The 12,979-nt window shown below is 31.8% G+C and carries 14 protein-coding genes; all 14 read right to left on the bottom strand.

Annotated features, from left to right (window positions below):
* Positions 1 to 8: 8 nt before the first annotated feature.
* Positions 9 to 872: an MBL fold metallo-hydrolase gene (locus ABRY23_02385; protein ID MFA3781897.1), complete on the bottom strand. Its 864-nt coding sequence runs from the start codon at positions 870 to 872 to the stop codon at positions 9 to 11.
* Positions 872 to 1,414: a gamma carbonic anhydrase family protein gene (locus tag ABRY23_02380; protein ID MFA3781896.1), complete on the bottom strand. Its 543-nt coding sequence runs from the start codon at positions 1,412 to 1,414 to the stop codon at positions 872 to 874. Before ABRY23_02380 ends, ABRY23_02385 begins: the two co-directional genes overlap by 1 nt.
* A gap of 15 nt (positions 1,415 to 1,429) precedes the next feature.
* Positions 1,430 to 3,040: a S41 family peptidase gene (locus ABRY23_02375; GenBank protein ID MFA3781895.1), complete on the bottom strand. Its 1,611-nt coding sequence runs from the start codon at positions 3,038 to 3,040 to the stop codon at positions 1,430 to 1,432.
* 17 nt (positions 3,041 to 3,057) lie between these two features.
* Entirely contained in the window at positions 3,058 to 4,566 is a 1,509-nt protein-coding gene (gene lysS, locus ABRY23_02370; GenBank protein ID MFA3781894.1) for a lysine--tRNA ligase, read from the bottom strand.
* A gap of 14 nt (positions 4,567 to 4,580) precedes the next feature.
* Positions 4,581 to 6,083, bottom strand: a complete 1,503-nt coding sequence (gene dacB, locus ABRY23_02365) for a D-alanyl-D-alanine carboxypeptidase/D-alanyl-D-alanine-endopeptidase (GenBank protein ID MFA3781893.1) — start codon at positions 6,081 to 6,083, stop codon at positions 4,581 to 4,583.
* Positions 6,067 to 6,768: a pseudouridine synthase gene (locus ABRY23_02360; GenBank protein ID MFA3781892.1), complete on the bottom strand. Its 702-nt coding sequence runs from the start codon at positions 6,766 to 6,768 to the stop codon at positions 6,067 to 6,069. The genes dacB and ABRY23_02360 overlap by 17 nt, the downstream gene beginning before the upstream one ends.
* Positions 6,761 to 7,420, bottom strand: a complete 660-nt coding sequence (gene scpB / locus ABRY23_02355; GenBank protein MFA3781891.1) for an SMC-Scp complex subunit ScpB — start codon at positions 7,418 to 7,420, stop codon at positions 6,761 to 6,763. The genes ABRY23_02360 and scpB overlap by 8 nt, the downstream gene beginning before the upstream one ends.
* The gene (locus ABRY23_02350; protein ID MFA3781890.1) at positions 7,413 to 8,132 is read right to left on the bottom strand and encodes a ScpA family protein; all 720 of its coding nucleotides are present in this window, start codon (positions 8,130 to 8,132) and stop codon (positions 7,413 to 7,415) included. The genes scpB and ABRY23_02350 overlap by 8 nt, the downstream gene beginning before the upstream one ends.
* Positions 8,133 to 8,135: 3 nt before the next feature.
* Positions 8,136 to 9,122: a tryptophan--tRNA ligase gene (gene trpS, locus ABRY23_02345; protein ID MFA3781889.1), complete on the bottom strand. Its 987-nt coding sequence runs from the start codon at positions 9,120 to 9,122 to the stop codon at positions 8,136 to 8,138.
* A 189-nt stretch (positions 9,123 to 9,311) separates the two neighbouring features.
* Entirely contained in the window at positions 9,312 to 9,734 is a 423-nt protein-coding gene (locus ABRY23_02340; GenBank protein ID MFA3781888.1) for an HNH endonuclease, read from the bottom strand.
* Between the two features lie 188 nt (positions 9,735 to 9,922).
* Positions 9,923 to 11,023, bottom strand: coding sequence for a tRNA 2-thiouridine(34) synthase MnmA (mnmA, locus tag ABRY23_02335; GenBank protein MFA3781887.1), 1,101 nt, complete (start codon positions 11,021 to 11,023; stop codon positions 9,923 to 9,925).
* Between the two features lie 199 nt (positions 11,024 to 11,222).
* Positions 11,223 to 11,609 (bottom strand): holo-ACP synthase, encoded by a 387-nt coding sequence (gene acpS, locus ABRY23_02330; GenBank protein MFA3781886.1) that lies wholly within the window; start codon positions 11,607 to 11,609, stop codon positions 11,223 to 11,225.
* A 48-nt stretch (positions 11,610 to 11,657) separates the two neighbouring features.
* Entirely contained in the window at positions 11,658 to 12,569 is a 912-nt protein-coding gene (locus ABRY23_02325) for an MlaD family protein (protein MFA3781885.1), read from the bottom strand.
* Positions 12,544 to 12,918 carry a hypothetical protein gene (locus tag ABRY23_02320; GenBank protein MFA3781884.1) on the bottom strand — a complete coding sequence of 125 codons (375 nt, stop codon included), beginning with the start codon at positions 12,916 to 12,918 and terminating at the stop codon, positions 12,544 to 12,546. Before ABRY23_02320 ends, ABRY23_02325 begins: the two co-directional genes overlap by 26 nt.
* Between the last annotated feature and the right edge of the window lie 61 nt (positions 12,919 to 12,979).

Below are 12,979 nucleotides of genomic sequence, written 5' to 3'. Positions count from 1 at the left end.
GAAGTTTGTTATAAAGTAATTTCTAATCCTTCTTTACTAGCAACACAATTAATTTTATAATTTAGATGACGAATATAATTATTAGATTCATTAATTAATTTATTCAAATCTTTGTCGGAATAATCAGGATCATAATGAAATAAAATAAGATTTTTTACTTCCGCAATTTCAGCAAACTGAAGCACCGAAATATTGTTTGAATGTCCCCATCCTATTTTACTTATATTATCTTTAAGTGAATACATTGAATCATGAATTAAATAGTCGCAGCCTCTGCAAAACTCTACTAATTCTTTATTTTTATCAAAAATGTTTTTCATACTGAACGGACTCTCAGTGTCAAAGATCAGCTCGTTGTCAGTCATATAAACAATATCTTTAACAGAATGAATCCGAAAGCCGAGAGTTCCTTTGCTATGATTCATTTTTTTTGTAGAAACTAAAAATCCGCCGATGTTGTATTTCATATCCTCCACAATTGCATTGTATTTAATAGTAGCTTTAAGAACATCTTTTTTAACTGGGAAAAAAAGCGGATGCCACTGCGCCTCGAATATTTCAAACCCTTCAATTCCCTGATGTGCATACGAGTATATATTGATTTCATATTCTTTATGGTACAATGGTTCAAAAAATGGCAAGCCTTGAATATGGTCCCAGTGTGAATGTGAAACCAATAAATTAATTTTGAACAGTGAATTCTGTGATATAATTTGTTTACCTAATTCTCTTATACCTGTGCCTGCATCTAATATTAAAGCTTTACCATTTTCATCTGTAATTTGCACACATGGAGTATTACCACCAAACTCTAAGGTATTTATACCAGGAATTGGTATAGAGCCTCTTGTACCCCAAAATTTTATTTTCATCAGTTATCGCTTTTATGTAAAAGTGAATTCTTTGTTATACTTGCATATTCAACATATCTTTTAGCAGAAGCGATTATTTCTTCTATCTCACTATGTGATAATTCTCTAACTATTTTTGCAGGAACACCGGCAACTAATTTTCCAGATGGCACAATAAAACCTGGACGAACCACTGCACCAGCAGCCACAATCGAATTTTTTTCTACAATTGCACCATCTAATACCACCGAACCCATTCCTATTAGACAATTATCGTTTAACACACAGCCATGCAGTGTTACTGAATGACCAACGGTAATATTATTTCCTATAATTAATGGAAATTTATCATTGGTTACATGCAGCATGCACATGTCTTGTATATTGGTACTTTTCCCAATTTTAATATAATGCACATCTCCCCTTATAACAGTATTATACCAAATACTAGAGTTCTCTTCTATTTTTACATCTCCAATAATCTTTACGCCACTCGCTAAAAAAACAGATGGATGAATTTGAGGCATTATGCTTTTGTAAGGAAATAATTTTACTTCATTCATATGAGTTATAGTTAACTAAAATTTATTGTTCTGATTTGTCTTAAGTATAGCCTCAGCTTTATTTAAAAGACTATAAGCCTTAACAAATTGTAAATCGTTAGGCAAAACAACTGAATACCATCCTAAGTTTTTCCAGAGTTCACGGGCAACATAGGCTTTAAGAATAGTTCCAATTTGTTTTTCTTCTTGTTCAAATTGCGGTTTGTTGACCTTAATTTTTAATTTGCCTAAATACTTTACAAACTCATTAAGCTCGGCAGCGGTAAAGTAAAACTTTTTCAAGAAAAAATTTAAGTCGCTGTATTCCGTTTTTAATTTAGCACCATTTTTATCCATGTAATTTCTAACAAACAAATAAAAAGCATTAGCTTGCCTAATTTGTGTTTCCAAATTAGAAAATTTTGTAGGTTCAACTAAATAATCTGGCGTAATACCACCACCGCCAAAAATTTGTCGCCCACTTATAGTTTTGTAAATATTTTTACTGGAATCTTTTTCAAGGTTATGTTGCCAATTATCACTATTTATTTCTGGTCTGTTTATTGGTTCTTTGTAATATAGTTTTTTATTGTCATAATTTCTTTGGATTTCTCTTCCGCTTGGCGTAAAGTATTTAGCAACAGTAATCCTAATTGCAGAACTATCATTTAATATAATTGGTTTTTGTACTAACCCCTTGCCAAACGTTGTTTCTCCAACAATCAATCCTCTATCCCAATCTTGAATAGCACCTGCCACAATTTCACTTGCAGATGCTGTACCTTTGTTAACAAGAACTACAATGGGTATTTTTTCATAAGGATATGATTTTTGTGCTATAAAATCTTCATTAAATTCATTAAGTCTTCCTTTGGTTGATACTATTAATTTATGATCATCAATAAAAAAATCAGCTACTTGATAAGCTTGATCTAAATAACCACCAGGGTTGTTTCTAAGGTCTAAGATTAATCTTTTCATTCCTTTTTCAGAGAGACTTTTTAATGCTTTCTCCATTTCTTCGGTAGTTGTTGCGGAAAATCTAATTAGATTAATATAGCCCGTGGAGTTATCATACATAAATGCAGAGTCAACAGAATTTATAGCAATTTCGGCTCTAGTAAGATTAAAGTCAATTATTTTTTTTGTGTATGGTCTGTAAACTGTTAATTTTACCTGGGTGCCTTTTTCTCCTCTTAATGTTCTAATTACCTCCTCGTTACTAAGTCCAACTGAACTTTTGTCATTTATTTTTACAATTCGGTCGCCGGGTAAAATACCTACCTGTTCACTTGGACCTCCGTTTATAGGAGTTACAACCGTAATTGAGTCATTAATGATTTGGAATTCAATTCCAATCCCATAAAAATTTCCTTTAAATTCTTCTTCTGATTGTCGTTCTTCTGTAGGTGAAAGATAAATTGTATGCGGGTCTAATTTATCAAACATCCCTTTAATTGCGTCCTCCACCAGCTCTTTCGTATCAATAGAATTAACATAATATTTTTTAGTGTATTCTAATACATCATAGAATTTTTCAGCTTGTTTATCAATTTTGTTGTTGGTAAAATAGTTCAACTGATATCCTATGTAGACGCCTACAATTATTGATAAGATGTAAGGAAAAATTTTATCTCTAAAATTCATAAAAGCTTCTTTAGTTACTACTTTTCTGGTTTCATTTGCGGGAATAGAATCACATCCCTTATTGAAGGCTGATTTGTAAGAAGCATTACAAGTCTGTCTATTCCAACGCCAAGACCTGCTGTAGGGGGCATTCCATATTCTAAAGCACGTATAAAATCTTCATCTATTTGATGAGCTTCTTCATCTCCTTCTTCCCTTAATTTTGATTGTTCAATAAAACGATTTTTTTGGTCTATTGGATCATTAAGTTCGCTAAAAGCATTACATATCTCTCTGCCCAATACAAATGCTTCAAATCTTTCAACCAAGCCAGCTTTAGAACGGTGCTTTTTGGCAAGTGGTGAAATTTCTAATGGATAATCGATTACAAAAGTTGGCTGAATTAGATGAGGCTGAACCGCAAATTCAAAAATTTCATCAATCAGCTTACCTTTATTTTCTCCACCATCTAATTTAATTCCGTTTTCCTTTAAATAATTTTTTAGAACTTCTTGACTTGCATCCATTACGTTCAACCCAGTAGCTTTTTGAATTTCATCAACCATAAAAATTCTTTTCCACGGTGACCGAAAATCAATCTTTTTGTCTTCAATCACAAATTGTGTTGTACCAAAAACATCAGTACAAATATTTAAAAACATTTCTTCAACAAAATCCATCATCCAGTAGTAATCTTTGTAGGCGACGTATAATTCCAGCATAGTAAATTCTGGGTTGTGAGTACGGTCCATTCCCTCATTACGAAAATCCTTAGAAATTTCGTAAACAGCATCAAAGCCGCCAACAATAAGTCTTTTTAGGTATAATTCATCAGCTATTCTTAAATATAGGTCAATATCAAGAGAGTTATGATGAGTAATAAAAGGACGAGCAGCAGCACCGCCATAAAGTGGTTGTAGTATTGGCGTCTCAACTTCAATTAATCCTTTCGAATCAAGAAACTTTCTAATTTGACTTATAATCTTAGAACGCGTTATAAAAACTTTTCTTACATCTGGATTAACTATTAAATCAACGTATCTCTGACGATATCGAAGTTCTTTATCTGCGAATTGGTCATAAATTATTTTATTACCCGATTCGTCAATTGCTTCTTTTGCAATGGGAATTGGTCTAATTGATTTTGCAAGGACTGTTAAATTTTTTGTGTGGACTGAAATTTCGCCGGTTTTTGTCTTAAATACATATCCTGAAATTCCTATGAAATCACCAATATCCAATAATTTGAATACTTCGTAATTTTCTCCTAAGTCATCTTTTTTTAAATAAATTTGAATTCTTCCCTCTTTATCTTGAATATGAGCAAAAGAGGCTTTCCCCATACGCCTAATAGCCATAATTCTCCCGGCAATTTTAACATCTTTCCCTTCATATTTATCATAATTCTCTTTGATTGTTAAAGAATAAGAGTCAACATCAAAGCTATAAGAATAAGGCTGAATACCCAGTTTATACAATTGTTCTAACTCTTCTAAACGGCGCTGTATTAGAGTGTTCAAATCTTGAATTTGGTTAGTATTTTCCAATTTACCTCCAGAGGTTAATTCCTATTAAAATTAATTAATCTTTGACACGCGTTGTCTTGTACATAAATAGCCAAAGTTGTAGGTACAAGGTAATTATTAACTATCATTGAAAAAGCAATTGGTTCACCGGCAGTAGTTCGCAGATAACCCGATAACGACGAGGTTGCAATATTATACCCTCCTTTAGCACGAACATTATTTTCAGCATTTGTTTTTCTCATTCTGTTAACAAGAGTACCATCAACACCGGCTATTGGTAATGAAGCATAAAATTTTTCGAATTCATTTGTTTTATACATGTAACTGAGTAGATTGACTATTTGTCGAGGAGTAACAAGATTTAGTCTTGATAAACCCGAACCATCGGCCATAACCATATTATCCGGATTAATACCCATATTTTTAAATAATTCATTGCAAGCTTTAACGCCATTTTCTGTTGAACCGTAGTTAAACAGCTCTAAGCCAATTGTTTTTAATAATTGTTCTGCATAAAAATTATTACTGTTTTTATTTGTCTCTTTAATCATTTCATAAACAGGCACTGAAAAATGCTTTATAAGCGGCAACAAATTATCATAGGATATTCGTTTATGAAAATTTTTTATATCGGTAATATACCCATTAATACTAATGCCCTTCTTTTCAAAGGTTTCTTTTAGTACAGTAAGCGTATACATAACAGGGTCTTCTATTGCAACATGATAAATATATTTATCTTCTTGAACATTAATTTTGCCTGCTACGGTAATTAGGCCCGTTCCTTGCTGTCTTGTTACCTGAATTTTAGTTTTATCGTTACCAGCGACAGTTATTACTTTAGGTATAATTTTCACATAGCTTGTATTTGGGTCAATTGAAACTTTAGCAGGGAAATTTACTTCCGATGGAAAGACATCAATTTCAACTGTGTTGTCATTAAAACTAATTGCTGAAGATGGAGCTGAAAACCAATCCGAAAGATTATCCCACGGCCAACCTTTACCAAGGCCTACATTGTCAAATGCGCTGTTATCGCCAACTAAGTTCCCATTAATATATTTAATACCTTTTGACAGGAGAGTATCTGCCCAATCCTCAAAAATTTTTGTACTGGAACCACCTGTAAAACGGTTTGATATTGTGGGATCTCCACTTCCCACTAAAATTAAATCACCATTTAATGTTGAATCTTTCAATTCACCATTTGTAAATAATTGCGTGATGTATTTATAATTAGAGCCTAACAAAAGCAAAGCAGCCGACGTAGTGAACAATTTCATATCTGATGCAGGATAAAATAATTTATCCGGATTCTTTTTGTACAGTATTTCACCGGTTTTTAATGATTTAATTACCACTCCCCAATTTGCATCGCTAAAATTTGGATCATTAAATAAATCGTCGAGCTGCTCTCTTAATTCAATTAAAGCATTTGCAGTTTGCTTGGACCTAACAATCGATGAATCTTTTTGTGCTTCTGCTACAGAGGTAAACAGTAATATTATAGTAATAATTGTCCTATATAAACTTCTCATAGTTAACAAGTTTTTTTAATTCTGTTTCAGAAATTTCTCGATATTCACCAATTTTAAGACCGCTTAGATTAAACGGACCAAATCTAATTCTTCTTAGTTCAACTACATTGTATCCTAAAGCTTGAAACATTCTTTTAACAAAATGATATCTGCCTTCATTAGTTGTTACCTTTAAAATTTTATTGCCCTTTTTAATATACTCTAAAGCTAAAAAAAAACTTTTTCTCCCGTCTAAAAAAATTCCTTTAAGTAATCTAGCACTATCTTTTTCATGTAATGGTTTATTAATTACTACAACGTATTCTCGTTCTATTTTATTACGAGGATGCAATAAAAAATTTGTCAACTGACCATCGTTAGTCAGCAGCAAAACACCTGTGGTGTTGTAATCTAACCTTCCCACAGGAAAAATTCGTTTATTAGTGTTAATGAGTTCAATTACAGTTTTTCTTTTTTTTTCGTCGTTCAACGTTGTCACAAATCCTTTTGGTTTGTTCAATAAGTAGTATACTTTTTTTTGCGGTCTAAGCAATTCACCATCATATTTAACTTTATCAATTTGGGGATTGATTTTTACAGTAAGGTCAGTCACAATATTATTGTTTACCTCAATGCGTCCTGTTTTAATTAATTCCTCAACTTTTCTGCGTGAGCCCAAGCCACATTCTGAAAGGAACCTATTCAAGCGTATCTTCATTTCCTGATTCTGTTTCATCTTCAATTTCAGTTTCTAAACTTTCTTCAATACCATTCATCATTATTTTTCTTTTTTGTTCAAGAAAATCTTCATCTTTCATTATCTCTTCAATTTCGCGCGGTTTAGGAAGGTCGTTAATGGTATTGAGTCCAAAATACTTTAAAAATTCTTTTGTGGTAACATAAAGCAATGGTCTGCCTACTGTTTCTGACCTGCCTTTTATTGTTATTAAATTTTTTTCTAACAGTGTATTAATCATGTAATCTGAATTAACACCTCTGATAGATTCAATTTCAGGTTTTGTAATAGGTTGTTTATACGCTATAATAGCCAAAGTTTCTAAAGCAGCTTGACTTAATCTTCTTTTATTTTTTTCGGTGGTAAGGTAGCCCAAGTATTTAGCATATTCTTGTTTAGTACCAAAGACGTATCCCTCTGCAATTTTCAGGATATTAAAAGAGTTTTCATTATTCTGATATTTTAGATTAAGTTCATTAATAGTTGCCTCAATATCATCAATTGTGATTTCAATATCTTGACCGTCAATTTCTTTAATAACTTTTATTATATCGTTAGCTGCGATTGGTTCGTCGGAAGCAAAAATCAATGCTTCTATAATTGACTTATAAATACTATCCATTGTTTAGCCCATAAATAATAAAATCGTTAAACTTGTTTGATTCGCGAAGTCCAATTTGTCCCATTTTAACCATTTCAAGCATTGCAATAAAGGTAACTATTACACGAATTTTTTCTTTAAAATCCTTAATTAGCTCAATAAATGTAATCTCATTTCTTTGATTAATTTTTTGCGATATATATTCAATTTGTTCTTCTATAGTTACATTAAGCTTTTGAATTTCGTGAACGGTTTGTTCAGGCATGTTCATTAAAGCATGTTTATAAGCTTTTATCAGATCATACAATGTTATATTCTTCAGCAGCACATTCAAATCGCTGGGTTTTTCTTTTAAGTCAGCATTGAAATTACCTCTAAAAGCAATTTTTCTTTGATTAGCTTCTAATAAACTCATTTCTTCTGAAACTTCTTTATAGCGCTTATATTCTAACAATGCCCTAACTAAATCAGCTCTTGGGTCAATTTCCTCTCCTTTATCATCAATTTCTCTTGGCAGCAGCATTTTTACTTTAATTTGCATTAGTGTAGCAGCCATTAGGATAAAATCACCTACAGTTTCCAAATCCAATTCTTGCAGCATGTGTAAATATTCCATAAACTCTTTAGTAATTTTAGAAATAGGAATATCGTAAATGTTCAGTTCATCTCTTTTAATAAAAAACAGCAATAAATCCAAAGGTCCTTCAAATTCCTGTAATCGAATTTTATACATAGTTCAGCCTAGTTTCATTTGTGTGTGAACTTCTTCCATTGTTTCAGTTGCAATTACTCTGGCTCGTTTTTCACTATCGAGTAAAATATTTTTTACTTCATCTAAATTACTTTCGTAGTACTTTCTTTTTTGTAGAATTGGTTCAAGTATGGAGTTAATTTTTTCAGAACATTTTAATTTGCAATCTACACAACCAAGCACGCCGCTGCGGCAATCTTTTTCAATTTGTGGTGTTTCTGAAGGATTAAATTTTTTGTGATATGTAAACACAAGACAAATCTCTGGTCTACCAGGATCGTTCTTTCTAACTTTTAATGGGTCTGTAACTGCTTTACGCAATTTACTTTTCACAACATCAGGTCCGTCAGAAAGATAAATTGTATTACCCAATGATTTGCTCATTCTCTTACCATCTAATCCGGGCAATCGAGCAAATTCTGTAATTAATCCTTCAGGCTCAGGAAATATTGGATTATTAAGACAATATTGAGAATTAAATTTTCTTGCAATTTCACGTGTAATTTCGATATGAGGTAATTGGTCTTCTCCTACAGGAACTAATTCACCTTTGTAGAGAAGAATGTCAACTGCTTGTAAGACCGGGTAGCCAAGATGTCCATAAATTATGTTTTCTATGTTTAAATCGCGTACTTGCTCTTTTAAAGTTGGATTTCTTTCAAGTCTAGCTTTAGTTATTAACATTGAAAAAATTAAGAATAATTCTGTATGCTGTTTTATTTGCGATTGCCTAAACATAGGCGCTTTTACAGGATCTAAACCTGCTGATAGCCAGTCAATTAACATTTCGATAGAATTACTATATATTTTCTCGGTTGATAAATCTGTTGTAAGAACATGATAATCTGCAATTAAAAAATAACTTTCATAATCGTCTTGAAGTTTAATCCAATTTTCTAAAGCACCGACATAATTACCGAGGTGAAGTTTACCTGTTGGACGCATTCCGCTAAGAATTCTTTTTTTAGGCATTTTTCCACTTTATTTTTGAGAGTTAGACAATTTTAATTGAGGCAAAGATAACGAAAAATTTGGATTTGTTGGATTTTTTTGAACTGAATGGTTAAAAAGTCTTCTTTTATCTTATGTAACTTAAATAGTTTGCTTTGTGGCATTGTAATGTAATTTCTGCATAATAAATAGGACTGTATACAAATGATATTAGTGAAATAGGAATGGTTTCCACGTTTCTTCAATTTTTCCAACATAATTTCTAATAAACATAATATGATTTGGCGTGTAAGGTTTAATTAACAGTTTCATGTTTGCTTCTTCTGGTGTTCTGTCACCTTTTTTATTGTTGCATACAATACAAGCTGCAACAAGATTTTCCCAGCTTTCATCTCCGCCTTTAGATTTTGGTATTATATGGTCAATAGTTAAAGGTAAATCGCCCCTTCCGCAATAAGCACATCTGTGACCATCTCTTTTAAGGATGTTTCTTCGTGTGAGAATTATTTTTTGAAAAGGAAGTCTAACATATTCGTTAAGTCGAATTACACTTGGCCAAGGATAGGAAACTTTAACTGATCTAACTTTTTTGTGGTCATTATTTGCTACTAGTTCAGCTTTGCCAAGGACCATTAATACAATTGCCTTTTTTACATTGCAAATTGTAAGAGGCTCATAACTTTGATTTAATAGTAAAACCTTAGCATTAAGAGAACCGTTTGTACCATACTTCTGTTCGAAGACCTTTCTCCTTTAGTTATAAATTACAATAATTTTGCTGCAAATATCGTAAATATTGATGAATTAGAAAAGTCTTTTTCTTAGTTCTCAGAAGTTATCGTACCCCCCGCCAACAAATAACCGCTGTTATCATATAAAACTAATGACTGTCCAGGTGTAACAGCGGATTTAGGCTCAATAAATTTTACCTTCAAATTATTTTGATTAGCAAATACTACTTGCGCAGGTGTAGCTTTATCTGAATAACGGATTTTTGCATAAACTACTTCGCCTTCATTAAGAATAGATTTGCTGACGTAATTAACCCCAGAAGCTAAAGCGAAAGAGTTAAGTAGTTCATCTTTGTCACCAAGTTCAACAATATTTTTTTTGATATCAATATTCTTCACATAAACTGGTTTGCCAAAAGAAACGCCGAGCCCTCTTCTCTGTCCTATTGTATAAAAAGGTATGCCTCTATGTTTACCCACAATTTTACCATGATAAACAAAATCACCGCCTCCTATTTTTTCAATAGTTTCAGGAATTCTTTCTCTTAAAAATCTTTCGTAGTTGTTATCTGCAACAAAACAAATTTCTTGGCTATCTGGTTTTGCTGCTGTCTTAAGATTAAACTCTTCAGCTAATTGCCTAACTTGGGACTTATTATAATTTCCCAATGGGAAAATAGTTCTGCTTAAACTTTCTTGACTCAACCCCCAAAGCGCGTAAGTTTGGTCTTTTTTGTTATCAGCTGAATTTTTTATGCAGTAACGACCCGTTTCATTATTAAATTCAACAACAGCATAATGACCTGTTGCAACGAATTTTGCATCTAACGAATCAGCTTTTTTTAACAACTCTTCCCATTTAATTTTTTTGTTACAAATAACGCAGGGATTAGGTGTTCTGCCGGCAATGTATTCATCCACAAAATTTTCAATTACAGTGTTTTCAAAAGCTTTTGTAAAGTCCAATGTGTAGTGTGGAAAATCAAGCTTGTCAGCAACATTTTTAGCGTCAAAAATTGCATCTAAAGAGCAGCAACCTGATTCATGTTTTGGTGCACCTCCAACTTCCATAAATCCCCATGTTTTCATAGTAATACCAATTACATCAAACCCTTGCATTTTTAGCAAAGCTGCTGCCACAGATGAATCAACACCACCGCTCATTGCTACAACAACACGATTTTCTTTCACCTTTTAATCCTTTCTAAATTATTAGACAATCCATCTTAATTTACTATGCAAATATATAGCATTAGAAATAATTTTTTCACTTAAAATTTCTAATAACATATTAAACTGAGAAGAAGGTTAAGAATTTTTTAATGGAAAAATGGATTTGTAATGGAAAATGTTAAAGGTAAAGAATTCATTCCTAATAAGCTTTTTAAGCTCATATTGCTATGTTTTCTTGGTATAATATAGCAAAACATGCGACGTAGTTATCAGAGTGGCTCATTGTAATTTTAAGTGATTTTTCTTTACCAACAAAAGCAGCCAATTTACCAGCAAGTTTAACTTTTGGCATGCCGTTTTTCTCATTAAAAATTTCAATATCTTTCCATTTAAAACCGTCACCCCATCCCGTCGCCAAAGCTTTAGCAATTGCCTCCTTAGCAGCAAACCGAGCAGCTAAATGCTGATATTTATTTGCTTTAGTCAAGGAATAACTTATTTCAGTCTCTGTGAAAATTTTGTGAAGGAACTGTTCACCATACTTTTCTACGCTTCTTTTAATTCTGTCAATTTCTATTATATCAATTCCCACACCTAATACCATTGATTAACCTTCTAAGTTGTCAAATACAAACTAAAAGAAATAATAACACTAAAAAATATTTGCATCAACATTAATACCCTTGCCTTTAAGTTGTTCAATAAGAATCCTAGTAAGTTCTTTAAGCTGTTCTAAATTTATCTGTAAATCATCAATCAATTTCTGGTTATAAATTACTTTACCAATATTATTTTTTTGTTCTTTAGTCTCATCAAAAAAAGTATTTAGCTTCTTTAGCAATTCATTGGAAGAAGATATTGCCTTTTTAGTTTGGTCTAATGTCTCGTTGAAAATATTTTGATTTTTTTCATAAAAGTTATTGAAAGAAGATGCGGTCTTTTCCGTTTCCAAAATTAAGTTGTGTATGTTTTCTCTGTTTGAAATAATTAGATCAGATATTTCTTTTGTAAGTCTGTTAAGATTGTTTACAGAAACTTTAATATCATTGCTAAAATTTTTATTTCCTAACAACTCATTAGTATTTTTCAATGTAACTTTTACTTCTCTTATTACATCAACTAAATCACTTTGGACTGAACTAAGCATTGACATTGCTGTAGATATATCACCAATAAATTTACCTCGGTGGGATATTGAGTAATCTAATTTTTCATTAGATATGCCCGGATTTATTTCAATTTTTTTGCCGCCCATCAAGTCTAACATCATAATGGAGAAAGTTGCATCTTTTCTTAAATCTACATTTGGATTTAATTTCACATTAACTAAAACTAAATTACCTTGATTGTTAATTTTATCAACGTAGCCTTGTCGTACGCCATTAACAGTAACCACATCGCCATTTTCTAACCCAGCTACTGAGTCGAATATTATATTCAAATTTTTCTTCTCAGAATTAATTGAAATATTTTTAGCCCAGCTAAAAACCCAAATAAAAATTATTATTCCGATTAGAACTGTAATTCCAACTTTTATTTCAGTCCTTTGTTCTTCTTTCATCATATCCTGTTATTTTTTTTAGTTCACTAATTTCAGTTGAATCGATAACGTCATCTGAAGCAAAGACTTTTACTTTGTCGATCACATCACCAATTTTTTTCATAGCCAGGTCAAATTTGTCGTCTTTGATTTTATTTTCATAATCTTTGACTATTGTCAAGACAGAATCTTTCATTGATTTATCATTTATTTTTTTGCTTAGATAATCATTAAAATCTTCTATTGCCTTATCCATAATTTTTTCTTTACCGAAAGTTAAAAAATTTTCTCCGTACTTTTTTATTATATACGAGCCTGCACCAATAGCTACAGTCACTAAGGCAATACTTGTAAAAAAGCATCCTTTTCTCATTAGACTTACTTTAGAAAAATTCTAAAAATTGATCAGCGTAAAGGCAAAAAACTTCTAAGGC

The organism is Melioribacteraceae bacterium 4301-Me, from assembly GCA_041538185.1.
Lineage (GTDB): Bacteria > Bacteroidota > Ignavibacteria > Ignavibacteriales > Melioribacteraceae > Pyranulibacter > Pyranulibacter aquaticus.
Note: the sequence above shows the minus strand (reverse complement) of the source record. Positions and strands in the feature narration are given on the sequence as shown.

Excerpts from the sequence above, each read along its gene's own strand:
- ABRY23_02320 (MFA3781884.1), bottom strand. The coding sequence starts at position 12,918 with ATGAGAAAAGGATGCTTTTTTACAAGTATTGCCTTAGTGACTGTAGCT.
- dacB (MFA3781893.1), bottom strand. The coding sequence starts at position 6,083 with ATGAGAAGTTTATATAGGACAATTATTACTATAATATTACTGTTTACC.
- ABRY23_02340 (MFA3781888.1), bottom strand. The coding sequence starts at position 9,734 with ATGGTCCTTGGCAAAGCTGAACTAGTAGCAAATAATGACCACAAAAAA.
- trpS (MFA3781889.1), bottom strand. The coding sequence starts at position 9,122 with ATGCCTAAAAAAAGAATTCTTAGCGGAATGCGTCCAACAGGTAAACTT.
- ABRY23_02375 (MFA3781895.1), bottom strand. The coding sequence starts at position 3,040 with ATGAATTTTAGAGATAAAATTTTTCCTTACATCTTATCAATAATTGTA.
- scpB (MFA3781891.1), bottom strand. The coding sequence starts at position 7,420 with ATGGATAGTATTTATAAGTCAATTATAGAAGCATTGATTTTTGCTTCC.
- ABRY23_02385 (MFA3781897.1), bottom strand. The coding sequence starts at position 872 with ATGAAAATAAAATTTTGGGGTACAAGAGGCTCTATACCAATTCCTGGT.
- acpS (MFA3781886.1), bottom strand. The coding sequence starts at position 11,609 with ATGGTATTAGGTGTGGGAATTGATATAATAGAAATTGACAGAATTAAA.
- ABRY23_02380 (MFA3781896.1), bottom strand. The coding sequence starts at position 1,414 with ATGAATGAAGTAAAATTATTTCCTTACAAAAGCATAATGCCTCAAATT.
- ABRY23_02325 (MFA3781885.1), bottom strand. The coding sequence starts at position 12,569 with ATGATGAAAGAAGAACAAAGGACTGAAATAAAAGTTGGAATTACAGTT.
- ABRY23_02350 (MFA3781890.1), bottom strand. The coding sequence starts at position 8,132 with ATGTATAAAATTCGATTACAGGAATTTGAAGGACCTTTGGATTTATTG.